Origin of the sequence: Amycolatopsis sp. NBC_00438 (assembly GCF_036026695.1) — a bacterium.
In the GTDB taxonomy this organism is placed as follows: Bacteria; Actinomycetota; Actinomycetes; order Mycobacteriales; family Pseudonocardiaceae; genus Amycolatopsis.
This window is the reverse complement of record NZ_CP107923.1, coordinates 4,271,527-4,296,819: the sequence shown is the minus strand read 5'-3', so window position 1 is coordinate 4,296,819 and position 25,293 is coordinate 4,271,527. Positions and strand designations below refer to the sequence as shown.

General features: G+C 73.0%; 20 protein-coding genes. 14 read left to right on the top strand and 6 right to left on the bottom strand.

Annotated features, from left to right (window positions below):
- Positions 1–18: 18 nt before the first annotated feature.
- From OG494_RS18855 to OG494_RS18830, 6 genes are all read left to right on the top strand, one after another.
- Positions 19–2,151, top strand: coding sequence for a hypothetical protein (locus OG494_RS18855; RefSeq protein WP_328457449.1), 2,133 nt, complete (start codon positions 19–21; stop codon positions 2,149–2,151).
- Positions 2,148–3,164: a hypothetical protein gene (locus OG494_RS18850; RefSeq protein WP_328457447.1), complete on the top strand. Its 1,017-nt coding sequence runs from the start codon at positions 2,148–2,150 to the stop codon at positions 3,162–3,164. The genes OG494_RS18855 and OG494_RS18850 overlap by 4 nt, the downstream gene beginning before the upstream one ends.
- 1 nt (position 3,165) lies before the next feature.
- Complete coding sequence (locus OG494_RS18845; protein ID WP_328457445.1) at positions 3,166–7,164, top strand: hypothetical protein; 3,999 nt, start codon at positions 3,166–3,168, stop codon at positions 7,162–7,164.
- 53 nt (positions 7,165–7,217) lie between these two features.
- The gene (locus OG494_RS18840) at positions 7,218–7,745 is read left to right on the top strand and encodes a hypothetical protein (protein WP_328457443.1); all 528 of its coding nucleotides are present in this window, start codon (positions 7,218–7,220) and stop codon (positions 7,743–7,745) included.
- Positions 7,746–7,754: 9 nt separating this feature from the next.
- Positions 7,755–8,579: a DUF3592 domain-containing protein gene (locus OG494_RS18835; RefSeq protein WP_328457442.1), complete on the top strand. Its 825-nt coding sequence runs from the start codon at positions 7,755–7,757 to the stop codon at positions 8,577–8,579.
- A 233-nt stretch (positions 8,580–8,812) separates the two neighbouring features.
- The gene (locus OG494_RS18830) at positions 8,813–8,971 is read left to right on the top strand and encodes a hypothetical protein (RefSeq protein WP_328457441.1); all 159 of its coding nucleotides are present in this window, start codon (positions 8,813–8,815) and stop codon (positions 8,969–8,971) included.
- Position 8,972: 1 nt separating this feature from the next.
- Here OG494_RS18830 and OG494_RS18825 read toward each other — a convergent pair whose 3' ends face one another.
- The gene (locus OG494_RS18825; RefSeq protein WP_328457439.1) at positions 8,973–10,652 is read right to left on the bottom strand and encodes an SIR2 family protein; all 1,680 of its coding nucleotides are present in this window, start codon (positions 10,650–10,652) and stop codon (positions 8,973–8,975) included.
- A 168-nt stretch (positions 10,653–10,820) separates the two neighbouring features.
- Positions 10,821–11,696: an SAM-dependent methyltransferase gene (locus OG494_RS18820; protein WP_328457437.1), complete on the bottom strand. Its 876-nt coding sequence runs from the start codon at positions 11,694–11,696 to the stop codon at positions 10,821–10,823.
- Positions 11,697–12,306: 610 nt separating this feature from the next.
- Between OG494_RS18820 and OG494_RS18815 the strand changes: the two genes are divergently transcribed.
- The 8 genes from OG494_RS18815 to OG494_RS18780 all read left to right on the top strand — a co-directional run bounded on the left by OG494_RS18815 (position 12,307) and on the right by OG494_RS18780 (position 20,363).
- Positions 12,307–14,763 (top strand): sensor histidine kinase, encoded by a 2,457-nt coding sequence (locus OG494_RS18815; RefSeq protein WP_328457435.1) that lies wholly within the window; start codon positions 12,307–12,309, stop codon positions 14,761–14,763.
- A gap of 5 nt (positions 14,764–14,768) precedes the next feature.
- The gene (locus tag OG494_RS18810; protein WP_328458971.1) at positions 14,769–15,275 is read left to right on the top strand and encodes a roadblock/LC7 domain-containing protein; all 507 of its coding nucleotides are present in this window, start codon (positions 14,769–14,771) and stop codon (positions 15,273–15,275) included.
- Positions 15,272–15,661: a DUF742 domain-containing protein gene (locus OG494_RS18805; protein WP_328457433.1), complete on the top strand. Its 390-nt coding sequence runs from the start codon at positions 15,272–15,274 to the stop codon at positions 15,659–15,661. The genes OG494_RS18810 and OG494_RS18805 overlap by 4 nt, the downstream gene beginning before the upstream one ends.
- A gap of 31 nt (positions 15,662–15,692) precedes the next feature.
- Positions 15,693–16,460: an MHYT domain-containing protein gene (locus OG494_RS18800; protein WP_328457431.1), complete on the top strand. Its 768-nt coding sequence runs from the start codon at positions 15,693–15,695 to the stop codon at positions 16,458–16,460.
- A 199-nt stretch (positions 16,461–16,659) separates the two neighbouring features.
- Positions 16,660–16,863, top strand: a complete 204-nt coding sequence (locus OG494_RS18795; protein WP_328457429.1) for a hypothetical protein — start codon at positions 16,660–16,662, stop codon at positions 16,861–16,863.
- Positions 16,864–16,897: 34 nt separating this feature from the next.
- Positions 16,898–17,419 carry a PadR family transcriptional regulator gene (locus OG494_RS18790; protein WP_328457427.1) on the top strand — a complete coding sequence of 174 codons (522 nt, stop codon included), beginning with the start codon at positions 16,898–16,900 and terminating at the stop codon, positions 17,417–17,419.
- The gene (locus OG494_RS18785) at positions 17,416–18,096 is read left to right on the top strand and encodes an ABC transporter ATP-binding protein (RefSeq protein WP_328457425.1); all 681 of its coding nucleotides are present in this window, start codon (positions 17,416–17,418) and stop codon (positions 18,094–18,096) included. Before OG494_RS18790 ends, OG494_RS18785 begins: the two co-directional genes overlap by 4 nt.
- Complete coding sequence (locus OG494_RS18780) at positions 18,093–20,363, top strand: FtsX-like permease family protein (RefSeq protein WP_328457423.1); 2,271 nt, start codon at positions 18,093–18,095, stop codon at positions 20,361–20,363. Before OG494_RS18785 ends, OG494_RS18780 begins: the two co-directional genes overlap by 4 nt.
- Positions 20,364–20,492: 129 nt before the next feature.
- Here OG494_RS18780 and OG494_RS18775 read toward each other — a convergent pair whose 3' ends face one another.
- The 4 genes from OG494_RS18775 to OG494_RS18760 all read right to left on the bottom strand — a co-directional run bounded on the left by OG494_RS18775 (position 20,493) and on the right by OG494_RS18760 (position 24,699).
- Positions 20,493–20,948 (bottom strand): hypothetical protein, encoded by a 456-nt coding sequence (locus OG494_RS18775; protein ID WP_328457421.1) that lies wholly within the window; start codon positions 20,946–20,948, stop codon positions 20,493–20,495.
- Positions 20,949–21,071: 123 nt separating this feature from the next.
- Positions 21,072–22,253, bottom strand: coding sequence for a cytochrome P450 (locus tag OG494_RS18770; RefSeq protein ID WP_328458970.1), 1,182 nt, complete (start codon positions 22,251–22,253; stop codon positions 21,072–21,074).
- The gene (locus OG494_RS18765) at positions 22,253–22,960 is read right to left on the bottom strand and encodes a thioesterase II family protein (protein WP_328457419.1); all 708 of its coding nucleotides are present in this window, start codon (positions 22,958–22,960) and stop codon (positions 22,253–22,255) included. Before OG494_RS18765 ends, OG494_RS18770 begins: the two co-directional genes overlap by 1 nt.
- Positions 22,957–24,699: a non-ribosomal peptide synthetase gene (locus OG494_RS18760; RefSeq protein ID WP_328457417.1), complete on the bottom strand. Its 1,743-nt coding sequence runs from the start codon at positions 24,697–24,699 to the stop codon at positions 22,957–22,959. The genes OG494_RS18765 and OG494_RS18760 overlap by 4 nt, the downstream gene beginning before the upstream one ends.
- Between the last annotated feature and the right edge of the window lie 594 nt (positions 24,700–25,293).

Genomic DNA, 25,293 nt, shown 5'->3' with positions numbered 1-25,293 from the left:
TCGGAGAGGGGGAGGGTGATGGCGAAGCCACAGCTGCGGTCGGCGGTGCTGGCGCAGGCGTGGCGGCGGATCCCGGGCGTGGCGGTCCTGTCCGCGCCCGACGGCGGCCCGCTGACCCGCACGGTGAAGAAGATCATCGACCCCCTGGTCATCCGCACGGCGGCCCACCCCCGCCTGGGCCGCCCCCTCCTGGACGAGCAACCGGCGGCGGAGCTGACGAAGCTGCTCCTGGCCGACGCGCCCCGCCTCCGAGCGACGGCGGAGTGGTTCACGCACCTGAAGAAGCAACGCCGAGCCCTGCGCATCACGGCGGGCAACGTCCAGGACGTGTGCTTCCCGCTGGCCTACGAGCTGGCAACAGGCTTCGGCACCCCAGGCCCGGAAGCAGCCGAGACAGCAGCGGCAGCGTTGCGCGACCTGCACGGCGAGGCCGGCGCGACAGGAGCCGACGAGCTGACGGGCTACCTGGCAGACCCCCGGGTAGCGGCCGACCTGACGCGGGAACTGCACCGCCGCTGGCAAGCAGCAACCCCGGCGGCCACCCCCGGCGACGCACCGGCGCGGACCGGCGAAGGTCCTGAGCCGGTACGCAGTCGCGCGGAGAGTGCGACCCGGCCGGATGGAGTCGTGGCGCGGGCCGGCGAGACTGCTGGTCGAGCTGCCGGGGGTGTCACTGTGCCGGGCGGAGTCCCGGCGCACATCGGCGAAAGCGCTGATCGAGTCGTTGAGAGTGCCGTCGGGCCTGGCGGAGTTGCCGAGCCGGGCGGTGAGCTTGCTGACCGGGCTGCCTGGACCGGCGGAGCCGCGGCGCAGGCCGGCGAAACCTCCGACCGGACCGCGAGGAGCGCCGGCGGTAGCGCCGCCCTGGCTGGCGAAACTTCCGGCCGCGCCGAGGAGAGCGGCGGCGGGGCCGCTGCCCTGGCTGGCGAAAGTGCCGGTTGGGCTGAGGGGAGCGGCGGTGGGGCCGCTGCCCTGGCTGGCGAAAGTGCCGGTTGGGCTGAGGGGAGCGTCGGCGGGGCGGCCGCCCTGGCTGGCGAAAGTGCCGGTTGGGCTGAGGGGAGCGGCGGCGGGGCGGCCGCCCTGGCTGGCGAAAGTGCCGGCCGGACCGCGAGGAGCGTCGGCGGGGCCGCCGCCCTGGCTGGCGAAACTGCCGACCGGGCTGAGGAGAGCGCCTGCGGGGCCGCCGACCTGGCCGGCGAAAGTGCCGACCGGACCGCGAGGAGCGCCAGCGGGGCCGCCGCCCTGGCTGGCGAAACTGCCGGCCGCGCCGAGGAGAGCGCCGGCGGGACCGCTGGCCCGGCCAGCGAGCGGGCGATGCCACGCCGTGGGGATGTCGCGGCTCTCCCGCACGGGACCGATGCCGCCCTGGGCGACAGCCTCTCGCCGCTCGCCGTCTTTGTCGAAACCCTCACCGACGCTGCCTGGCGTGACCTCGTCAAGTCCGCCGCCGGGCATGCGCTCGGCCTGGCTCTCCGGCAGCCCGGTGGTTCCGCCGCCGTCGGCCGGGTCGTTCAGGAGGTCTCCGGCGTGACCACTCCCGATCTCGGGTTGCAGCGCGGCGATCACACCACCGTGCCGCCGCTGAGCAGGCGGGATGAGACCGGCGCCGAGCTTCTCGAACGCAGTGTCGAACGGCGGGTTCGTGCCACCCTCCGGCGGACCCCCGCCGACGAGCGAGCACCTGTCACCGAGCTCGTCGACGACGAGCTCAGCCGGGTCGCCGCCGGGTTCGGGCTTGGCCTGCCCGCCCTTGCCGGCTGCTTCGCGCTCGGCGTTGTCGTCGCGCCCGCGCTTCGGCCGCTCGATGGCGTCACGTCCGCGGCCGTGCCCGAGTTCGCGCGGCGGCTCAATGCCCAGGTCGCGCGCGAGGGTTACGTCCTGCACGCCCGCCGCGCGCTGGCCGGCGGCACTCCACTCACCTCGCGGCCCGACCCCGAGCTCGTGCGCGAGCTGCGTGAGTTCGCCAAGCAGTTCCTCGGCCGCCTCTGGATCCGGCTGCACGGCTTCGACGTCCGCGGCGAGACCCCGGCCGACGCGGGGGACGTCCGCGACCTCGTCACCGGCGTCGTCCGCTCGACCTCGCTCGACCTGCGGACGAAGGTGCGTCGCGCGCTCGTCGCCCGCTTGCCGGAGCTGGAGGCCGCGTCGTGACGCACCCGGTGCACACGCCCGTCGTCGCCGCGGACGGCGGTCTCGTCCGCTTCGTCCTCGCCGATCTCCTCGCCGGATCGGCCACGTCCATGCGGATCGAACTCACCGACGCCGGAGCCGCCGAACCGTGGCTGACCCGGCTCGTCGGCGCCGAGGCCAGCCGGATCGCGCTGGACCGGGGGCACGCCGACGTCCCGGCCCGGTCGGAGCTCGCCACCCTCGCGCTGCTGCTCTGGGCGCGCCGCTGGTGGCCCGCCAGTCAGCGGCTCGGCGTTCCGTCACTCGACCCGGCGCTCCTGGACCTCGAAGCCGCCGCCGCGACGGCCGCGGTCGAGGACGTCGCCGAAGGGCTGCTCGACAGCTTCGAAGCCACCCCGGCCGAACTCTTCGACGCGGCGGTCGCGGGCGGCGCCCTGACCGGGCCGGCCGGCGAAGTCCGCGACCTCTGCGGCCGGCTGGCGGCCTGGTTCGACGCGCAGGACGACGTCGAACGCGCCGAGGCCGCGGCCGGACTGGAAGTCGCCGGAAGTCAACGCGCCTACGCCTTGGCCGCGGGCACCGGCTCCGGCGCACCCGGCGACGGCGTGCTGGCCGAGGGGCGCGCGAGCGTCGACTGGGCACGCGTGCCGCCGGGCGTTCTCGACGCCGCCGAGGACACCGTGACCTGGCGGATCGTCGCTGCCGGCCGGATCGAGGTCGAGGTCGCCGGTGCGTTCGCCGACGCCGTCCTCACCGCGGTCGCGACCCACGACGGCGAGCCGTTCGCCGAAGTCCCCCTGGACCTCGGCGCCGGGCAGTTCGCCGGAAGTGCCGACCTCGACCCGGCCGCGACCCGGCTCGCGGCGACGCCGGATGTCCACATCGGACTCGTCGTGGGCGTGGCCGCGGAGGGCGTCGTGGGGACGACGCCGCAGGACCGGGCGGCCGTGGTCGCGCTCGTGCGGGCGCGGCCGCCGCGGGTGTGGACCCTCGCCGAACGCGCGGCGGCCGGGGACGCCGCCGAGGAGTTCTGACGTGCTCGCCGGCTTCCCGCCTCCGCTCACCCCGCCGGACCGGCCGCTGCCACCCGAACTGGCCGGGTCGAGTTCGCACGGTTACAACTGTCGTTGCGTCGCCACACATTTCGGCTTGAATCCGGCGCGGTACGGCGAGCTTCCCGCGTGCTCGCTGACCGAAGCCGAGTACCACGGACTGCTCGTCGAAGCCGTCGACGTCCAGGGTGAAGCCAAGCGGCTCGCCGCCGCGCGGGACGTCGCGGGCGCGCAGCGGCAGTACGCGCGGATGCGGCAGCTCGCGCACCGGCTCGACCGGACCGACCTCGAACTCGCCGCGGTTAGCGACCTGGCCACGGTGTGCTACTCCGCCGGCGATCTGCGCAACGCCCGGCAGTGCGCCGAGGCCGTGCTGACCGTCTTCGCCGTGATCACCAAGGCCATCGTCCACTTCGGACAGTACTTCGAGCTGCGGATGATCGAAGGGTCGCGCGAGGTCGCCGAGCGCGTGCTCATCTCACTGTCCACAGAGGAGGGTTACGTCTCGCGGGCGCGCGAGCTGCTCGCGGACCAGCGCCGCCGCGCGTTGTTCCGGAAGGCGGCCGAGCCGGGGCAGTTCCCGCGCGAACAGCTCGACCCGCACGGCGCCGACGAGCTGGAACTGCGGATCCTCGAGGTGCGCGTGCAGATCGCGGCAGGTGATCCGGCCGGCGCGCGGACCGCGCTCGAGGAGATCCTGGCGGCGCTGGCGGCGATCGCGGACGTCGGCGAAGTGCGCGACCAGGTCGTGTCCCTGCAGGCGATGGCGCGCGCCGAACGCGCCCGCGTCCGGCAGGCGGGCGGCGAAGAGGCGGACGCGGCGGCGGACCTGCTGCGCCTGAGCGCGCGCCATGGCGGCCCGACGGCGGCGAAGTTCGACGTCCAGCTGGCGGAAACCCGGGCCCTCGACGGGGATTTCCCGGGCGCGATCGCGGCGATCGTCGCGGCCCGGGACGAGCTCGCGGCGGTGGGCCTGACCGGCGACGTCGCGGAGGCGAGCCACGCGCTGGGTACGCTCCTGCTGCTCGCGGGGGACGTCGCGCAGGCCAGGGCCCAGTTCGAGCACGCGGGAAAACTGTGGACGGCCAACGGTGACACCCCGGGCGCGCGCCGGCTGGACCTGGCGCTGGCCCGCTGCGCGGCCGCCGAGGGCGACTGGCCGGCGGCGAAGGCGCACGCGGCTCGCGCCCAGGAATCGGCGCGGGCGTCGGGGGAGTGGCTGGAGTGCCTGCGCGCCGACTTCGTGACGGCGACGATCGAGTACACCCGCGGCGACGACCTGCGGGCGGCGCTGGAACTTCTGCTGCCGGTGGCGTTGGCGGCGCAGGAGTACCGCTTCGAGTTCGCCTCGCCGGAAGCGCGCACGGCCTGGGCGAGTGGCGTCGCGGGCCCGGCGACGGCGCTGCTGATGACCCTGCTGACCCACCTCGGCGAGACGCGGCTGACGGCGGAGCTGATCGAGCGGGCCTGCGCGGTCGGGGCCTACACGGAGGACCGCACCCTCGACCTGACCGGCAAGGTGCCGACGCTGGATCGGCTCACGGCGGCCGGCGCGGAGCCCGAATCGCTTGCTGTGGCGCGGGAACGAGCCGCTGCGGTGGGTGGTCCGGAGCGACCGGAGCAGCTTGCTGCCGCTCGTGGCTCGGACCGGCCTGAGTCGCTTGAGCCGGTGGCTGCCGGTGGTGGGCTGGAGGGGGTTGGGGTGCGGGAGTCGTTTGCCGTGGCTGGCGGTTCGGACCGGCCTGAGTCGCTTGAGCCGGTGGCTGCCGGTGGTGGGCTGGAGGGGGTTGGGGTGCGGGAGTCGTTTGCCGTGGCTGGCGGTTCGGACCGGCCTGAGTCGCTTGAGCCGGTGGCTGCCGGTGGTGGGCTGGAGGGGGTTGGGGTGCGGGAGTCGTTTGCCGTGGCTGGCGGTTCGGACCGGCCTGAGTCGCTTGAGCCGGTGGCTGCCGGTGGTGGTCTGGAGGGGGTTGGGGTGCGGGAGTCGTTTGCCGTGGCTGGCGGTTCGGACCGGCCTGAGTCGCTTGAGCCGGTGGCTGCCGGTGGTGGTCTGGAGGGGGCTGGGGCGCGGGAGTCGTTTGCCGTGGCTGGCGGTTCGGACCGGCCTGAGTCGCTTGAGCCGGTAGCTGCCGGTGGTGGTCTGGAACGGGCTGGGGCGCCGGAGTCGTTTGCCGTGGCTGGCGGTTCGGACCGGCCTGAGTCGCTTGAGCCGGTAGTCGCCGTTGGTGGGCTGGAGCGGGCCGGGGTGCGGGAGTCGTTTGCCGTGGCCGGTGGTTCGGGGCGACCCGAGCAGCTTGCTGCCGCTGGTGGCTCCGACCGGCCCGAGTCGCTCGAGCCGGTAGCTGCCGTTGGTGGTCTGGAACGGGCTGGGGCGCCGGAGTCGCTTGCCGTGGCTGGCGACTCCGACCGGTCCGAGCCGCTCGACCCGGCAACTGCCGCTGGTGGTCAGGAGCGGGCCGAGGCCCGGGAACTCGCCGTCGCCGGTGGTTCGCCGCTGACCGGCCATGCCCGTGCGTCGGCCCGGGCCGCGGAGGAGCGGCTTCCCCTGGCCGCGCTCGGCGCCGTCACCGCCGCCCTGCCCCTCCGCCTCGCCCCGCCGCCCGACCTGCGGTGGTCTCCCGGCCGGCCCATGGAGCTGGACCGCTGGCTCGGCCTCGCCGCCGAGCGGTACCACCTGCGCCGCCAGGCCACCGAGACCGTCGCCACCTGGCCCGCCGCCACCCCGGAGCGTGAGACCTTCGTCCTTCGCTTCACCGACGCCGGGCACACCTTCCTCAGCTGGCGGACCACCGAGGACCTCGACACCGTCCACACCCACGCCGTCAACGCCGAGCTCGTCGAGACCGCCCGTGGTTACCTGGCCGCTGCGTCCCCGACGCCGCACGAGGGGGAGAGCGTCGCCGACGCCGTGCGAAGGTCGCTGGCCGACGACGCCCTCGGCGGCGCGGCCGGGGAACAGCGGCTGGCTCGCGTGCTCGCCCTCAACCTGCTGCCCGCCGACCTCGTCGGCGAGCTTCGGCGCGCCGCCGCGGCCGGGCGGCGGCGGCCGTTGCTGCGGGTCCAACCCTCGCCCGGTCTCGCCGCCGTTCCGTGGGGGCTGCTCGCCCTGCCCGACCGGCGCCCGGCGCGCGGGACCGTCGATGAGATCGACTCCTGTTTCGACGGCGACGACCGCGTTCTCGACCTCGCCGACGTCGCCTTGCTCGCGCCGGCCGGGATTCCGCGCCGGCCGTCCGCGCCGGACGGGCCGCCTGCTTATCTGCTCGATCCGCGGATCCCCGGCCAGAGCGCCTTCGGCGAGCTGGGTTCCGTGCTCGGCAAGCAGCACGAGAGTTCGCCGCTGATCCGGCACCTGGACGCGCAGCTCGAGGCCGGTCCCGTCCGGCCGTCCGCGGCGAAGGGGCTCGAGCTCGTGCGGCGGACCGACACCGACCGGCGGCTGCTCGCCGAACTCCTGTCCGGACCGTGTTCACGGCTGGTGTTCGTCGGGCACGTCAGCCGGGTGCGCGACGACCACGGCGCGCAAACCGCGCTGCACCTGTCCTGCGCGGCCGAGCTGCCCGGCACGGCCGCACCGATCGGGGCGCACCGGCCGTTCACCGCCGCCGACCTCGCCCTGTCGCGAGTGGACACCATGCCGGCGCGGGTGGCGCTGATCGGCTGCGCCAGCGCGAGCGACTTCGGCCTGGCCGAGCCGTTCGGCGTGTTGCTCGCCGCCGTCGCGGCCGGGGCCGGGCTGGTCGCCGCGACCGTCTGGGCGCTGCCGACGTCGGCCGCGGTGCCCGGCGCGGACCCGATGGCCGAGCTGGTCGTCGCCGTCGACACCGCGCTCGCCGGCGACGACCCGGTGACCGAGCTGTGCGCGTGGCAGCGGACCCGGCTCGCGCGGTGGCGAGAACGGCCGGAGCCGGCCCGCTCGCCGGCCTTCTGGGCGGCCCTGACCTGCCTCGACGCCGCCGCCGACGGGCAAACCTGGGTTCGGTAGCACCGCGGCCCGCCGAAGCTGGGTGCACACCGCACAGCGAAAGGCAGGGCCCGATGTTCAAGAAGATCCGCGACAAGGTCAACGAGGCGACGCAGCAGGGCGCGGCCCGCGGCGCGCAGGAGTTCCAGCAGCACGCCGAGCAGTTCCGGCGGGCGGCCGCGGCCCAGGGTTACGACATCACCCCGCAGCTGCCGACGCCGCAGGCGGCCGCCCAGGCGTTCCGGAGCATGAACGCCGACCCGGACACGGCCGCGTTCCTGGCGCTGCCGATGGAGGAGCAGCTGCGCCAGCAGCAGGAACTGCAGGCCTACGGCACCGAGCTGCGGCGGCTCTACGACACGGGCGAGCCGGCCACCCTGGTCGTCCGCGCGCTGGAGCCGACCGGCCGGACGATCGCCGGGCAGGCCCAGTACACCGCTACGCTGGAGGTCACCCGCTCCGGCGGCGTCCCCTACCGGACGGTCGCGCAGCTGATCGCGCCGCAGGCGACGGTCCAGCAGTACGCGCCCGGCACCCGGCACGAGGCCCGCGTCGACCCCGCCGACCCGGCGAAGGTCGGCGTGTTCGGCCCGATCGCCTAGGGGGCGGGCGTGTTCGCATTCGGGTTGTCGGAGGACCCGCGGGGCACCGGCCGCCGGCTGTGGCTGCTCGGGGTGCCCACGACGCTCGCCTGGGCGGTCGCGGGCTGGTCGGGCGCCCTCGGGCTGCTGGACACGTTCCGGCTGATGTCGCTGAACCGCGTCGGCGCGTGGGGGGCCGACGCGGGCCCGGCGGCGTCCCTGGTGCTGTTCTTCAGCCTCTCGGTCACGGCGGCGTCGTCACTCGGCTTCGCGATGCTGTGGAGCGGCGGCGTGTCCCTGGGCCGGATGGGCGTCGGCTTCCAGTCGAGCTCGCTGGCCGCGTTCCTCGGCGTCGCGCTGGGCAGCGGCGTGGCGATTCCGTCGTGGACCCGGCCGGAGGCGGTGGGGCAGCGGCTGCCGTTCCTCGACGGCACGCCCGAGCCCTGGTCCGACGTCGACTGGGTCGTCTACTACGAGCCGTACCTGGTGCCGGCGGTGGCCGGGCTGGTGGCGCTGGTGCTGATCGTGGTGCTGCTGCGGGCGTTCCTGACCACGGCGGAGGCGGACGACCGCGCGCAGGCCCTGGCCCAGCGCGGCCGCCTGGTGACCGGGCAGGTCACGCACGTCGAGTTCACCAACGTCTGGGTGATGGGCAACCCGCGCTTCACGGTCCACGTCACCTTCCCGGCGGAGACGGGCGAGCGCACGGTGGTGTCGACGATGGTCACCCCGATCATGCGGTCCCCGGCCCGCGGCTCGAAGGTCCGGGTCCGCTACGACCCGCAGGACCCGGGCGCGGTGCTGGTGGAACCGGACCCGGACGACCACGCGATCCGTTACCCGCCGTTTCTGTAACGCCGGAATCGGACCGGACGACTCCGGCATTGAGCGGTTGCCGCGCAATACTACGACCCGTAGCATCATCGACGCGGAATGTGACACGACGCGGAGTGTGATCGCATGCGCACCTGGACGGATTCGTCCCCCGGTCGGCGTAACCTCGGAACCGGGGAGAGTTTTCCTCCAGGTCGCTGTGACATCGTTCCCGCAGAGGGATCCCGTAAGCGGCGCGAAAGGGTGCTGACGCCATGAGCACGGACACTGCGGCTCGCGAGGAGACTTCGTCGTCCGGTCCCGGGGAGCCGATCATCGGCCAGTCCCCGCGGCGCAAGGTCGGGAACTCCGTTTACGTCTCGGTGCCCGGCCCGGTGCCGGTGATCAGGGCGAAGCCGCACAAGAAGAAGTAGCTCACCTCAGGTTGATGGCGTGCGTGGCCGCGCGCTGGAGGCTGACGAGCACCTGGTTCTGCCGCGCCGAGTCGAGCTTGCTGATCAGGGACAGATCCCCCGGGGGCACGTCTTCCCCGTTGGCCTGGATGACGTAAGTGGAATTCAGGGTGATCGCGCCCACCGTCAGAATGTCCGCCATGTCGTGGCCGATGCGTTTTTCGCTGCCCGTCCCGGACATCAGGATCGGCGCCGCCAGAATGCCGCGCCAGATCTGCGCGACCGGTGACGGCGTGAGGTTCGCGGCCTGCGGAATTCCGGTGAAAACCGCTTGCGCCGCGGCGAAGTCCGAATCCGGGTCGATCGTGATGTGGTGCCGGAGTGACCATTCTTCGCGGTGGGTGTAAACGGAAGTCCCGACGAGGTTGATGGTGTACCGGTGGCGGCCGTGCTCGAGGTCGCGGCTGCGGAGCCAGAGGAAAAGGCCGAAGTTCTCACCCGTGTTGCCGCCGAGCACGTGGTCTTCGTAGTCCTGTGAAAGCTTGCCGAGCACGTCCCGCGGACCGCCGGGGATGCTCAGGGCGCGGTGCAGTCTCGTCGTCAGGTCTTCCGCGGCCTGACCGGCCGGGATCTCGGCCCGGGGAGCGCAGCCGACGGCCGTGTAGCAGTCGTCCAGCGCCTTCGTGAACCGCCGGCTGTAGACCAGGGAGTCTTCGGCGGGCTGTTCGTGCCGGTAGCGTTCCGGCTCCACGACCGCCAGGGCGAGGTCGGAGATCGCCTGGTTCAGCTGGGAGTACGACTTCAGGAAGATGGGCTTGAGCCCCAGCTTTTCCTCGAGGTGCCGGGCCGACTTGATGGCGTACTTCGCGGCGAGGGTCGGTGAGACGCCGCTGACGCTCGAGGGCACCACCAGGGAGAACCGCGGGGCTCCCGTGTCCGCGCTGGCGTAGAGCGGGCCCACGAGGTTCGGATCGGACACGCTCAGCCCGATGAAGATCGTGCAGGAGTCCTGCATCGCTTCGGCGAGGATCGACCGCACCTGCGCGCCGTGTTCGAGGAATTGGGATTCGGTGAGGATGATCGGTTCTTCGGGATTCTGCGCCTGCCGGACGAGACCGTGCAGGTGCAGGACGCCGACGTGGTCGGGATCCTCGTTCCACGCGCTCCACGCTTCCTTTCCGCCGGGCCGGATCGAGAAGGAATCGACGTGGCCTTTGGCGTAGTAGGCCTGCAGCGCCTGTTCGAGGATGATGTCGAAGTTCGTGGTGAGCAGGCGGCTGTCGGCCCGCCGGGTGTAGGTCAGCCGGGCGATCGACTTGGCCAGCGACCCCGGCGTCACGTGCAGATCCCGCTGGTAGAGCGCGTCCCGGATGACTTCGTGGTCCTGGATGTTGTGGTTGGCCTCCTTGATCAGCTGCAGCACGATCTCGGCCTTGCGCATGGGATCGGACTTGTCCGCCGCCGCGATCCGCCGGATGTCCTTGTCCTCGATCGCTTCGGTCATCTTCTCGATCAGCGACGACCATGACGGCAGGCTCGAATTCATCGAGACGCCCGCGCCGACCACGATGGTCAGCGGGCAGGAGCGGTCGCGCACCGTCTGGAACAGCTCCGCGAGGTACGGCTGCGACTCGAAGGAAAACGTGTCCCCTTTGTCGAAGGCGCCGGGCTCGACGATTTTGGAGATGAATTCCTCTGACATGCCTGACCTCGTGCGTTCCGGGGGACCGTGGTGCCATCTTGGCACCCGTGCCGCGGCCCGGTCGGGGTCCGGAGCGGAACTTGTCACGCGTCCCGAAGAGATCACGCTAATGGCCGAGTGGCCGTCACCCGGAGTCCGCGGAATTTGTCAGTCTTTTGTCCAGGGCCGCTACTGCGAATACGGCAGGTCGGCGCGGATCAGCTCCGCTTTCGCCATCGTGTCGTTGAGGAACGCGGGCAGGGGACGGCGGTACCGCGCCGCCAGGGCGTCGGCGATGTCGGTGGTGACGCGCCAGCCCTGGCCGTCCAGCCAGGACGCCGGGTCGCGGCGGGGCTCGGTGTTGAGCAGGCCCGCCATGCTGATGCCGAGGCGTTCGGCGGCCTGCATCGCCTCCATGCTCCGGTTCATGCCCTCGACGTCGCCGCCCGGGACCTGCTCGACGCCGAAGCGGCTGCCCGGCGCGGAGCGGGCGTGCACGAGTTCGAACAGTTCCTCCTCGGCCCGCGCGGGCAGGTACGGCAGGAGGCCTTCGGCCAGCCAGACGGTCGGGCGGGTGCGGTCGAAGCCCGCCTCCTCCAGCGCGGTGGGCCAGTCGTCGCGCAGGTCCGCCGCGACGGGGTGGCGGTGGCCGTGGGGCAGCGCGCCGACGTCGTCGAGCACCTGCTGCTTGAACTCCAGCACGCGCGGCTGGTCGACCTCGTAGACGTCGCGGCCGTCCAGGTCGAGCCGGTAGGCGCGGGCGTCGAGGCCGGCGGCGAGGATGACCACCTGCGGGGCGTCGGACGTCACGACCACTTCGTCGAAGAACCGGGACCGCAGGCCCATGTACGCGGCCATCGCCCGCCACATCTCGTCGCCGGCCACGTCGGACGGGCCGGTCGGCAGCGGCTTGGGCGGGTTCGCCGCGCGGACGAACTCGGCCGCGAACGGGTCGTCGACCAGGCCGCCGGCGGATTCCGTCGCGATCGCCCGTGCCGCCGCGACCGCGAGCGCGGTCAGGCCGACGCTGGTGACGATGTCCCACTGCTGGTGCGTCCCGGTCATGCGTGGCCCTCCCGATGATCGCGGTCTGTCTCCCCAGCATGGCATTGCGCGACCGATCGAGTGCGCAGCGTGAGCGTTTTGCCCGGAATCAGGGCGTGTGGTGTGCGTCACCGGCTGTGATGTTCGGAAGTGTGCGCCGGACTCGCGGCACTTGCCGGAAATTAATAACGAACAATGCTCGGTGCTCTTTGTCAAATTGTGCCGATGTCGCGACCAGGTAACGGTTGTGGGTAATTCTGCCGACGCCGTAAAAGGTCTCTTTGGGAACATCGTGAGCTAGCCTCAGCAAGGCGCGGAGCTGCGCGAACCTGCTTGTACAGTGTGCAAGGAGGAGTCGGCGGGACACGATGCGTGATATGTGCGGGCACGTGGGAAAGAATTCGCACCGAGCTGTCGAAATCGTCGGTGTCGGGCTTGACAAGGGCACGGGAGTTGATGTTCTCTGCAACCCGGCTCGGTCACGCCACGTCATTGGGAAGCCGCAATTTCACCGGTTCGGGTGCCGGTGTCCAAGATCGTTCGAGACGTTCCGTGATCGGCCCTGGGGTGATCTCGTCCTGTCCGGGTTCGACGTCAGCCGCGCGTCGGCTGGGAATCGAGCGGTTCCACCATGCTTGAACGAGGTTCCACGCCACACCGGCCGGCCGACGCCCCGTGGTGGCCGGCGCACTGGAGCGTCCGCACCAAGATCAGCGTCGTCCTGCTGCTGCCCGTCCTGGTCGCCGTCGCGCTGGCGGTGGTCCGGATCCAGGGTGAGCTCGACCGGGCCACCACGCTCAGCGCGGCGCGCGACCGGCTGCCGGTCCTGCACGACACGATCGACCTCACCGCGTCGCTGAGCCAGGAGATGGTCGCCGCGGTCGCGGTGCCGGGCGGGGCGCCGAACACCCTGACCGCCGCGGTGGACGCGAAAGTGGCCGCCATCCAGCGCGAAACCGGGTTCGCGCCGCTGGCCGCGGACACCGGCCGCTCGCTGAACACCGCGCTCGGCAAGCTCGCCGGGATCCGCGCCGTCGGCGCCGCGAACGGCGACGTGCGCACCAAAGCCGAGGGCTACAACGACATCATCGCCTCGCTCGGCGACCTCGTCCCCGCTCTGGTCCCGGCCGACGTCGGCAGCGAAACCGCCGTCGCGGCCGACACCGCCCGGCTGCTGGTGCACCTGCGCGGCGAGCTGGCGACCGAGGAGACGTACGTGCGCGCGGCGCAGGCCAGCCCGGACGACGCGACCCTGCGCCCGGCGGCCGTGCTTACCGCCGCCGAGCAGACCGTGCTCGGCGAGCAGGCCGCTCGTCAGCTGACCGGCGCCCTGCGGACCCGGTTCGCCGCCGCGACCAGCCCCGCCGCGAACCGGCTCGGCACGCTGCAGGACCCCGAGAGCACCGGGACGGCGGCCTTGTCGTCCTTCCTCCCGTCCATCGCCGCGGAAGTCCCCGGCGTGACCGGCGTGCTGAACGACGTCGCGACGCAGCTGGCCGACAACGTGTCGTCGGCGGCCGACCGCGCCCGGGCGGACTCCCTGCGCGACACGGCGCTGGTCCTGGGCGCGCTGCTCGGCGCGCTCGCCATCGCCCTGCTGGTCGTCCGGTCGCTCGTCGGGCCGGTCCGCCGGCTGCGCGCGGCCGCCCTGCACGCCGCCAACGAGCAGCTGCCGGAGACCGTCCGACAGGTCCGCGACGGCCAGGAGGTCGACTGGCGCGCCGTGCCGCCGGTCCCCGTGCAGACCCAGGAGGAGATCGGGCAGCTGGCACGCGCCTTCGACGACATGCACCGCCAGGCCGTCCGCCTCGCCGTCGAACAGGCCGAGCTGCGCAAGCAGGTCAGCGAGATGTTCATGACGCTGTCGCGGCGGAGCCAGTCGCTGGTCGAGCAGCAGCTGTCGATCATCGAAGACCTCGAGTCGGGGGAGCAGAACCCGAAGCGGCTCGACGAGCTGTTCCGGATCGACCACATCGCCACCCGGCTGCGCCGCAACGGCGAGAACCTGCACGTGCTCGCCGGCGGCCGGCCGGTCCGCCAGGGCCGCGAGCCGGTGCCCACGCGCGACCTCCTGCGGGCCGCGACGTCCGAGGTCAAGGACTACCGGCGGGTGGCGATGGGCAACGCACCCCGCAGCTCGGTGCAGCCCGAAGCGGCCGCGGACGTCGTGCACATCCTCGCCGAGCTGCTGGAGAACGCGACCCGGTTCTCCCCACCGGAGCACAAGGTCGCGCTGACCGCCGACCGCGGCGCCGACGGCGGCCTGCTCATCGAGGTCGTCGACCAGGGCCTGGGGATGACGCCCGACGAGATCAAGACGGTCAACGACCGGCTCGCCGCCGCGGGTTCCGTCGGCCCCGAGACGACCCGGCGGATGGGCCTGTTCGTGGTCGGCCGGCTCGCCTCGCTGCACGGCGTCACGGTGCGGCTGCGGCCGACCGGCCCGGGCGGGCGGCACCGCGGCGTCACCGCGAGCGTGCACGTGCCGGGCGCGCTGGTCCTCGCCGACCTGGCCCGGCCGATCGGCGCCGGCCGGCAGGCCGAACCGATGGTGCGCCGCAACGGGCATTCCCGGCCGTCCTTGGTGCCCCCGGTGGTGCCGCCTCAGGCGCCGACGCCGATCTTCGAACAGGTCGTCACGAGCTGGTTCGCCGAGCCGGTCGAACCGCTGCCCGCCCTGCCGCCGGTGCCGGCTCCGCCTTCCGCGCCGCCTCCCGCCCCCACGCCGGCTCCGGCTCCCGCTGCCACCACGCCGAAACCGGCCGTGACGCCGGCCCCGAAGCCGAAACCGGCCGCGGAGTGGGCGACCCCGGCGGCGGAACACGCCCGCCACGCCGCGGAAAGCGCCCTCGAACCGGCCGTGCCACCCCAGCTGACCGACGCCGGGTTGCCGACCCGGCGGCCCGGCGCGCAGCTCGCGCCCGGCGCGGTCGTGCCGCGGGTGCGTGACGAGCCCGGCGGCGGGTTCCGGGACGCCTCCGCCGTCCGGAACAGCCTGTCCCGGCACTACCAGGGAATGCGCGCGGCGCGGCGGCAGACCGCGACCCGCACCGAAGAATCCGGAAAGGACGAAGTGGATCCGCGATGACGGAACTGCCCGAAGTTCACCAGCGACGCGCCTCCGGCGCCGAGGCCGCCACCCGCACGCTGAGTGGCACCCTGGGGGTCTTCCCCGGCTCGCCGCCGCCACCCGAGCGGACGGCCACGCTGAACTGGCTGGTCAACGGGTTCGTGCAGGACGTCTCGGGGGTGGCGCACGCCGTGCTGGTGTCCGCCGACGGGTTGCTCGTCGCGGCGGACGAGACGTTGCCCCGCGAACGCGCGGACCAGCTGGCGGCCATCGCGGCCGGGCTGTCCAGCCTGTCGCTCGGCACCGCAGAGCTGTTCACGGCGGGCCGGGTGGTGCAGTCGGTGATCGAGATGGAGCAGGGGTTCCTGCTGCTGATGAGCGTCGGCGACGGCTCCAACCTGGTGGTCCTCGCCACGACCAGCTGCGACATCGGGCTGGTCGGCTACGAGATGACGATGCTGGTCGAGCGGGTCGGGCAGAAGGTGGACGTGCCCGCGCGTGAGATGCCGGTGGCTCAGGACCGCCTGTGACGGACTACCCGCCGTTCGGCCCGGCCGGAGAGGAGCCGCGCCACGCCCCGTCGCTCGCGCGGCCCTACTCGTGGACCGAGGGCCGGACGGCGCCGGTGGTCGAAATCGCCGTCGAAGCGCTCGTGGAGACGACGGCCGCGGGCCGGACCGAGGCCTACCAGTCGACGAGTGCCCTGGCCCAGGTCATGGAGCTGTGCCTCCGCCCCCGGTCGCTGATGGAGATCGCGGCGCTGCTGGTGCTGCCGCTCGGGGTGGTCCGCGTGCTCGTCGCGGACCTGATGGAAGACAGGCTGGTCATCGTCCGCGACACCCTCTCGGACACCTCGTCCTGGGGCGAGCGCCACGACCTGATGGAACGCGTGCTGCACGGTCTGAAGGATCTTTGACCCCGCCGTGCCCCTGAGGAAGGACTGAACCATGGACCACGCGGAGAACTTCGCGCTGGGGCGCTGGCTGCTCGTGCTCGCCTACCTCACCTCGGTGGTCGGCTGCGTGCTCGGCCTCGCCTGCGCCGTGCAGGCCCGGCACGCGGCGGACCCGCGCCACCGCCTCCGGTGGCTGGTCCTCGCGTCGGTGTCGATCGGCGGGGTCGGCATCTGGCTGATGCACTTCGTCGCCATGCTCGGCTTCAGCACGCCGGGGATGCCGGTGCGCTACGACGTCTTCCGCACGGTGCTGTCGGCGCTGCTGGCGGTCGCCGCGGTGTTCGTCGGCCTGCTGGTGGCGGGCAGCCAGGCCCGGATCGGCTGGCGGCTGCTGCTCGGCGGCCTGATCACCGGGCTCGCGGTCAACGTCATGCACTACACGGGCATGTCGGCCCTGCGCGTGAAGGGCGGCTTCACCTACGACACGCCGCTGGTGGTGCTGTCGGTGGTCATCGCCGTGGTCGCCGCGACGGCCGCGCTCTGGTTCGCGATCGTCCTGAACCGCCTGGTGCTGCGGGTGGCCGCCGGGTTCGTGATGGCCGTGGCCGTCACCGGCATGCACTACACCGGAATGGCCGCGGTCCGGATGCAGATGGACATGTCCGCGCCGGACCCGGCGGGCACCGAGGTGTTCTCGTTCCTGTTCCCGGTGTTCGTCCTCGCCGCGATCGCGATGGCGGTGCCGCTGTGCGCGGTCCTGATCGCGCCGGCGGTCGAGACCGCCGAGAAGCCGCTCAAGGTCGACAAAGCCCTGGTGTAGCTGCCGGTGTCCAAGCCGCTGACCTGCGCGTTGCAGGTCCGCGCAAGAAATCTGCACGGCCCTCCCGGCACGCTGTCCCGGCGCTCCGATCCGCGGAGCCGGGGACGGGGAGGTTTCCGATGAGCCGAGCACGAGGCGGGTCCCCCGGCCGGGCGCCGGTCCGCTGACGCGCGAACGGCGCCGCGGCCTGCGGGGGACGGTGCTGCTGCCGGCCGTCCTGGCCGTTCTCGCGCTCGGCACGCCGGTCCCGGTCCCGGCCGCGGCCGGGACCTGGTCCTGGCGCGAGGTTTCGGTGCGCCGGATCGGGACCGCGTGCGTCCCCGGCAGCCGGCCGTGCGTCCGCGAAATCGTGACGACCACCGTGGTGTTCGTCGTCGTCGCGCGCTATGAACCGGGTGTATAAACCCGCGATATACTCGCGGTGTATAGTCCTGCGCATGTCGATCGGACTCACCCTGCTCGGGCTCCTCGAAGGCGGCCCACGCCACGGCTACGACCTGAAACGCGCCTACGACGACCGGTTCGGGCACGACCGGCAGGTCCACTACGGGCAGGTGTATTCGACCCTCGCGCGGCTCCTCAAGCAGGGGCTCGTCGAGGCCGACGGCGTCGAGGTCGACGGCGGGCCCGAGCGGAAGCGGTACGCGATCACCGACGCCGGGGTCGCCGACGTCGGCGGCTGGCTCGCCACCGCGGAAAAGCCGGACGCGTACCTGCAGAACACGCTCTACACCAAGGTCGTGCTCGCGCTGCTGTCCGGCCGGCCCGCGTCGGAGGTGCTCGACGTCCAGCGCTCGGCGCACCTCGACGCGATGCGCGAGCTGACCCGCCGCAAGACCGGCGGCGACCTCGTCGACCAGCTGATCTGCGACCACGCGCTGTTCCACCTCGAGGCCGACCTCCGCTGGCTGGAGCTGACCGCCGCCCGGCTCGACCAGCTGGCGAAGGAGATCGCGTGACCGGCGTCCTGCTCGAAGCCACCGATCTCCGCAAGGCGTACGGCCCGACGGAAGCGCTCGCGGCGGCGAGCCTGCGGGTGCGGGCGGGGGAGGTCGTCGCGCTGATGGGGCCGTCCGGGTCCGGCAAGTCGACACTCCTGCACTGCCTGGCCGGCATCGTCCGGCCCGACGCCGGGACGGTCCGGTACCACGGCGCGGACCTGGCCGGGATGACCGACCGCGCCCGCTCCGCCCTGCGCCGCAGCGACTTCGGGTTCGTCTTCCAGTTCGGCCAGCTCGTGCCGGAGCTGACCTGCCTGGAGAACGTCGCCCTGCCCCTGCGGTTGAACGGCGAGCGCGGCCGTGTCGCCGCGGGCCGCGCCCGGGAGATGCTGGCCGAGCTCGAGCTGACGGAGATCGCCGGCAAGCGGCCGGGTGACGTGTCTGGCGGGCAGGGCCAGCGCGTGGCCGTGGCCCGCGCGCTGGTGACCGGGCCCCGGGTCGTCTTCGCCGACGAACCGACCGGCGCCCTGGACTCGCTCAACGGCGAACAGGTCATGCAGCTGCTGACGGCGGCGGCCCGCGAGCGGAACGCCGCGATCGTCCTCGTGACGCACGAACCCCGCGTCGCGGCCTACTCGGACCGGGAGGTCGTCGTCCGCGACGGCCGCACCCGCGAGCTCGAGGTGACCGGGTGATCCGGCGCTGGTGCGACGACCTGGTGCTGGGGATGCGGCTCGCGCTCAGCGGCGGCGGCGCCCGGACGGCCCTGGTGCGCCTCGCGCTCACCGCGGCCGGGGTCGGCCTGGGCGTGGCCGTCCTGCTGACCGCGACGTCGGTGCCGCACCTGCTCGGCGCCCGGGAAGACCGGGCCGCGGCGCGGGCGGCGTTCGCGGACGCGGCACCCGCGGCCGGCGTCGATCCCGTCTACCTCGTCGGGCTGACGGACGAGTACCGCGGCCGGGGCCTGCAGGGTTTCCTCGTGCAGCGGACCGGGGCGCGCCCGCCCGCTTTCCCGGGCGTGGACCGGCTGCCGCGACCCGGCGAAGCGGTGCTGTCGCCGGCGCTCGCCGACCTGCTGGCGTCGCCCGAAGGGGCGGAGCTGCGCCCGCGGTTCCCGCAGCGGGTGATCGGCGGCGTCGGCGACGCCGGGCTGACCGGCCCGAACGAGCTGTACTTCTACCTCGGGTCCGCCACCGCCGCGGCGCAGCCGAACGCCGTCGTGGTGAGCCGCACCGGCGGGACGCTCGCCGGCCACCGCGACCTGACCTCGCTGGAACTGCTGCTGGTCGTGCTGGGGGCGACGACCTGTCTCGTCCCGGTGTTCGTCTTCGTGGCCACGAGCACCCGGCTCGCCGCGGCGTCGCGGGACCGGCGGCTCGCGGCCCTGCGCCTGGTCGGCGCCGACCGCGGTCAGATCGGCCGGATCGCCGCCGGGGAGGCGGTGCTCGGCGCCGTCGCCGGGCTCGTGGTCGGCGGGGCCCTGTTCCTGCTCGTGCGCGCCCTCGTCCCGCTGATCACCGTGTCCGCGTTTCGCGGCGGCGTCTTCGGCGGTGACGTCGTGCCCGACTGGCGGCTCGGCCTCCCGGTCGTGGTGCTGCTGCCGGTACTGGCGTGCGCGGTGGCCGTGTTCGCGCTGCGGCGGGTCGTCATCGAGCCGCTCGGCGTGGTGCGCCGCGGGACCCGGGCCCGGCGGGCGCTGTGGTGGCGTGCCCTGCCCGCGGTTGTCGGTGGCGTGCTTCTGGTGGCCCGCAGTGAAAGCGCGGCGACCGACGCCCGGGACTCGGCGGTGGTCGCCGGGGTGGTGCTGATCCTGATCGCCGTCCCGCTCGTGCTGCCGTGGCTGGTCGAGCGGATCACCGCCCGGCTGCGCGGTGGCTCGCCCGCCTGGCTGCTCGCCGTCCGCCGGCTGCAGCTGGACGGCGCGACGGCGGCGCGCCTGGTGAGCGGGATCGCCGTGGTGCTGGCCGGATCGATTGCCCTGCAAGGGGTTTACGCCCGCGCCGAGACCGACCGCCCCGACCCGGGGACCGTCCGGTTGGTGGGCAGCAACTTCGCGTCGAGCCTCCCCGACGTCCAGGCGTTCACCGCCGCCCTCCGCGAGCTGCCCGGAGCGCGCGACGTGCCGGTGGAGACCCACGGCCGGTTGACGAACGCGGCCGGGGCGGAGATCCCGCTCATCCTCGGCAGCTGCGCCGAACTGCGGTCCGAAGGCGCGGCCGGGGACTGCCGCGACGGCGACGTCTTCGCCATCGGGACCCCCTCCGCGGGCGAATACCACCCGGCGCCCGGCGACCGGACCTGGTTCGACGGCGCCCGGCGCGCGGACCCGGCGGTCGCACCACAGTGGACGGTCCCGGTGGACCGGTTCCACGCGGTGGCAACGGAACGGCCGGCGGCGCTGCTCGTGACCCCGGGCGCGCTGGCCACGGCGACGAGCGTCGGGCTGGTCTCGAACGTGACGATCCCGGCGGCCGGCCCGGACCTGGTGGAGCAGGTCCGCAACGCGGTCGGGGCGCTGGGCTGGAACGGGATCGTCTACTCGCTCGGCACGGGCGACGACGGCACCTACGCGCTGATCACCCGCGTACTGTCGGTGGGGTCGATCCTGGTGCTGCTGTTCGCCGCGGGCAGCCTGATGATCGCCGCGTGGGAGCAGCTGCGGGAACGGCGCCGCAGCCTGGCCGCGCTGATGGCCAACGGCGTCGGGCGCGGCGTGCTGGCCCGGTCACTGCTGTGGCAGATGGCGATCCCGGTCGCGGTGGCGGTGGTCATCGCGGTGCTCGCCGGGCTCGTCCTGGACTGGCTGCTGCTGACGTTGGTGGTCCGCCGCCCGATGGTGGTCGACGTCTCGACGATCCTGGCCCTGACGGCGACAGCGGCGGTCGCCGTCCTGGGCGTCACGGCCGCGACGCTGCCGGCGCTGTGGCGGACGGCGAGCCTGGAGCACTTGCGGGAGGAATGACTGGCGAAAAGCCGGCGCGGCGGGGAGGGCCGTGAATCGGCGCCTTCACCCGCGGTCGAGAGCAACGCGGGTGAAGGCGCCCTTTTCACTGGCCTGATCCGGGATCGGCAGCCCGGTGCGCGCAATACGCTAGAGCCGGCGGAGGGGTATCTGCCGGCCGTCGCGGAAAGCCTCGGCGGTGACGTCGTCGCCTGGGCGGGCGAGTGCGATGCCGGCCGATCGCAGAGCATCGGCTACTCGGGTGAACAGGGAAGCGGAATCCTCGTCGGTGAGATCGCCGGGGTCGGCCGTCAGTGCCACGTAGACGACCCGGGCGCCGCGCCCGATTTCGCCCGTGGCGCCGACGTTCACCTTCTCTTCCAGTTGGGCCGCACGAACGGCTTCGCGCGCGTCGCGGCGTAGCTGCTCCGCGGTCAGGTAAGCCAGAACGATCGGCCTGCTGATGGCGCCCGAGACCATGTCGGCGATCCTGTTCGCGCTGACCCCGCGCTTGTGGTCGGAGTCGATCGCGCGGAACACCGCGCGGCGGGCGTCGAGAAACTCCCGGGTTGCGTCAGGGCTGGCCGGAAATGTCTGCGCTTCCATGTTTGCAGTATGCCGGTCAAAGTATTGGCCGGTCAAAGAGTTGGCCGACTTGGCTGAGCGGCCGCGGTCCGGGAAATGACTCCTCCATTCGGATGACTTTCTTCGAAAAGGGTTTCCGGCTCGTCAAAATTGTGCGGTCAGGCGCACGGGCAGTTCGCGTACGCCCCAGGTGAAGTTCGACGCCGTGTAGCGGGGTTCGCCCACGATGTCCACGGCGGCCACGCGGTTCAGCAGTTCCTCCAGGAACACCGTCAGCTCCATGCGGGCGAGGCGTGCCCCCAGGCACTGGTGGCGGCCGCCGCCGAAGGCGAGGTGGCGGTTGGGGGTGCGGTCCACCCGGAAGCGGCCGGCGTCGCCGAACTCGGCGTCGTCGCGGTTGGCCGAGACGTTCCACAGGGTCACCCGGTCGCCCTCGGCGATGTCGACGCCGCCGATCGTGGTGGGCGCGGTCGCGGTGCGCAGCACGTGCACCCCCGGGGTGCTCCAGCGCAGGACCTCCTCGACCGCGCTCGGCAGCAGCGTGCGATCGGCGCGCAGCGCGGCCCACTGGTCCGGGTGCTCGATCAGGGCGAGCACGGCGCCGGCCGCGGAGTAGCGGGTGGTCTCGTTGCCACCCGCGAGGACACCGTTGCAGTTCACCACGATTTCGGTGTCGGTCAGCGGCCGCTTCGTGCCGTCCGCTGTGGACCGCCGGTCGGCGGCGATACGGCTGACAAAATCGTCGCCAGGATTGTCCCGGCGGTCGAGCACCAGTTCCGAGAAGTACAGGAAGATCTCCGCGTGCGCGGCGAGCCTGCTCTGCTCGTCCTCGCCCTCGAAGGCGTCGTTCATCGTGCCGCCGAGCCAGTCCCATTCCTCGCGCGGCACGCCCATCAGCGCGCACACCACGCGGGTCGGCAGCCGGCGCGCGGTCTCCACGACGTCCACCTCACCCGCGGCCAGGGCGTCGTCGAGCAGACCGCGCACGACGGTGCGCACCAGGTCCTCCGCGTGCGGGATCGCGGCGGGCGAGAACCCCTTGGCCAGCACCGTCTTCAGCTGCGCGTGGTCCGGCTGGTCGGAGACGATCAGCATCTGCCCGGTCACGGCGTCCACCGCGGTCCGGTTGGTGCCCAGCCGCATCCCGTGCCGGGAGCTGAACCCGGCCGCGTCGCGGTAGACCGACAGCACGTCGGCGTACCGGGTGACCACCCAGAAGCCCCCGTGCTCGTCGGGGTGCCGGCTCACCGGATCGTGCTCGCGCAGCCACGCGAAGTGCGGCCAGAACTCGGTGCCGGCGAAGCTCAGGTCGTCGGTCAGGTCCATCAGCACAGCAGGCTCCCCAGTGCGGGCACGGTTTCGTCGGCGAGGTCGGTCAGGAACGTGTGGCTCCCGGCGAAGGACCGCCGGGTGGTGCCGGCGGTGCTGTAGCCGGCCCAGCCGTCGAGCAGGTGCCCGGGCACCACGGCGTCCAGGTCTCCGGACCAGGCGTGGATCGGGCAGTCCACCTGGAACTTGTCGGCGAGCACGTGGGTGTCGGCGAGCTTGTCGTCCCGGCGCAGCACGTCGAGCAGGAACTCCTGGCTGTCCTCGTCGAGATCGCGGAGTTCGGGCGGGCCGGAGACGAACAGGTCGCGCAGGATCTGCTCGTCGATGACCAGGTGCTCGGCGGCCGACCGGTTGCCCGGGGGTTCGGTCGCGGCGAGCACCAGCGCGTCCGGTCCGGTCGCCCGCGCGAGCTCGTAGGCGAGCAGGCCGCCGAAGCTCTCGCCGACGATGACCAGCGGCGCACCCGCGCGGAGCTCGGCGAGGTCCGCGGCGACCGCGGCGACGGCGTCGGCGAAGGTCGCCGGATGTTCCTCGGCGAACCGGTTCTCCCGCCCGGGTAGCTGCACGCCGACGACCGAAACGGCCAGCCCGAGCCGGGCCTGCCAGCCGCGGAAACGGTTGCAGCCGGAACCGCCGGGAGGTGCGCAGACCAGGGTCGGGCGGCCGGCGGGGGACGGGTGCCACGGCACCACCCAGCCGCTCACGCGGACACCTCCGCGAGCCGGTCCAGCTCCGCGGCCAGCGCGGCCGGGTTGGGGTTGCCCAGCAGCAACGGGATCGACGCCCGCAGCCCGGTCCGCTTGCGCAGCGCGGCGACCATCCGGGCGGCGAGCAGCGAGTGCCCGCCGAGCTCGAAGAAGTCGGCGGCCACGTCGGCCACCGGCTGGTCCAGCACCTCGGCGAAGACGGCGCAGACCTCGTGTTCGCGGGCGGTGGCCGGTGCCCGGCCGGCGGGCCGGGCCGCGTCGGCGGCCAGGGCGAGCGCCGCCCGGTCGACCTTGCCACGGTCGGTGTAGGGCAGCGTGGGCACGAAGTCCACTGTGGACGGAAGCAGGTGCTCGGGCAGGAACGTCCGGCAGTGCTCGCGCACGAGCAGGGCGCCGGTGACCGGGTCGTGCCCGTCGGCGAGCACCGCGGCGACGCCGAGGGTGCCGCCTGCGGTCCGCACGAACGCCGTGGCCGCGAGCACGGCCGGCAGCTGCTCCACGACCCGCTCGAGTTCGCCGAGCTCGATCCGGAACCCGCGCACCTTGACCTGGGTGTCGAGCCGGCCGAGGAACTCGAGCTGCCCGTCCGGACGGGCGAGCACCTCGTCGCCGGTCCGGAACAGCCGCTCCCCGTCCACCGTGACGAACCGGCGCGCGGTGAGGTCCGGGTCGCCGCGGTAGCCCCTGGCGAGCGCGGTGCCGCCGAGGCACAGTTCACCGCTGGTGCCCGCCGGCACCGGCCGCAGGTCGGCGTCGAGCACCCGGGCCAGGTAACCGGGCAGCGGGCGCCCGATGGTCGTGACGTCGTCGCCGCGGGCGCTGTCGGCGCAGGTCGCGGCGATGGTGGCCTCGGTGGGGCCGTAGACGTTGAGCACCCGGTGCCGGGCCAGCAGCACCTCGAGCAACCCGCGCGGGCAGCGTTCCCCGGCGACGACCACGACCTCGGCGCCGGCGAGCGCGTCGGCGCAGGAGGCCAGCAGCGAGGGGGTGAGGCTGGCGGTGCGCGGCGCGACCGCGGCGATCCGGCCGGCGAGGTCGACGTGCTCGCCGTCGTCGGTGAGGTCCAGGATCGCCGTGCCGACACCGTTCAGCAGGTGCAGCAGCACGCACCAGAGCCAGCCGTCGAACGCCGGCGAAAGCGGGTTGATCCCGAGGCCGCCCGGTCCGATGTGGAGGGTGCCCATGGCGCCCAGCACCGTTTCCAGGCCCGCGTAGGTGACCTCGACACCCTTCGGCCGCCCCGCGCTGCCCGAAGTGTGGATGAGGTAGGCGATCTCGCCCCCGGCCGCGGCGAACGGCCCGCCCCGGGCACTTTCCGGGTCGAGGACGGGCAGGTCGGCGGGCGCGCCCGGAGGCCGCCGGCCGAGGATCAGCGACACCCCGGCGTCGTCGAGCACCTCGGCGGTCCGGGCGGCCGGGTGCCGCTCGTCCAGCGGAGACGCCGTCGCGCCGAGGCGCCACACGGCGAGCAGGCTCGCCACGGCCAGCCGGGACCGTCCGGTGGTCAGCGCGACCGTGGTGCCCGGCCCCGCTCCGGCGGCCGCCAGCGCCCCGGCGATCGCCGTCGTCCGCTCGGCCAGGCCGGCGAAGTCGAGCACGCCGTCCGGCGCGGAGCACGCCGTGGCGGAGGGCCGCTCGGCCGCCCACCGCTCGACAGCGGCCTCCAGCGACCCGATGCTCCTGCTTCGGGCGGCGTTCACCGGCAACGCGAGATCCGTCATCGTGCTGGAATCCATTCTTTCGGACGCGACAATGAAACCGACAAAGGCGTGGCCCGGCGCGGTCGTCGACGGGGGGATGATGCGGGAGGACCGGCCAAGGGCGACTGATCGTGGGAGAAGTTACGGTGAGATCGCGTCCGAAGCAATACCGCTCGAAGGTGTTCGACCCTCTTCGCCTAGTCGGACTGTACGCAGCGCAACTGCTCCGAATGCGCGGCCGACGTTGGTATGCGACCGTTCGTGGCAGGGTGGATAACCCGATTAGCGTAGGAGCCGACAGAGTCACCAATGATTTGACACTATTGCGAAAAGTGGCTACCAACATCTCGTGCACCAGGGTTTGTGACTGCCTGTGACGGAGATTGGTTGCAGTGAATTTCGCCGGTTGCTTGTCCGGCGTGGATAGTGCGCAGACCGGCTGCACCGTGATACCCGTCACGTCCGGCCGTGGTGACTACGCCAGTCGGTCCAATTCGGAGAGGCGTCACCGGGCCGCGACGACGGCTTTTGTGATCGCCGGTGCGTTCGTCCGGCCGGCTTTATCGGAACGGGGCAAAAAAGGGCGGTTAAGGCCCTGTCGGACGCGGCGCAGCGAGCCGTACGATGCGT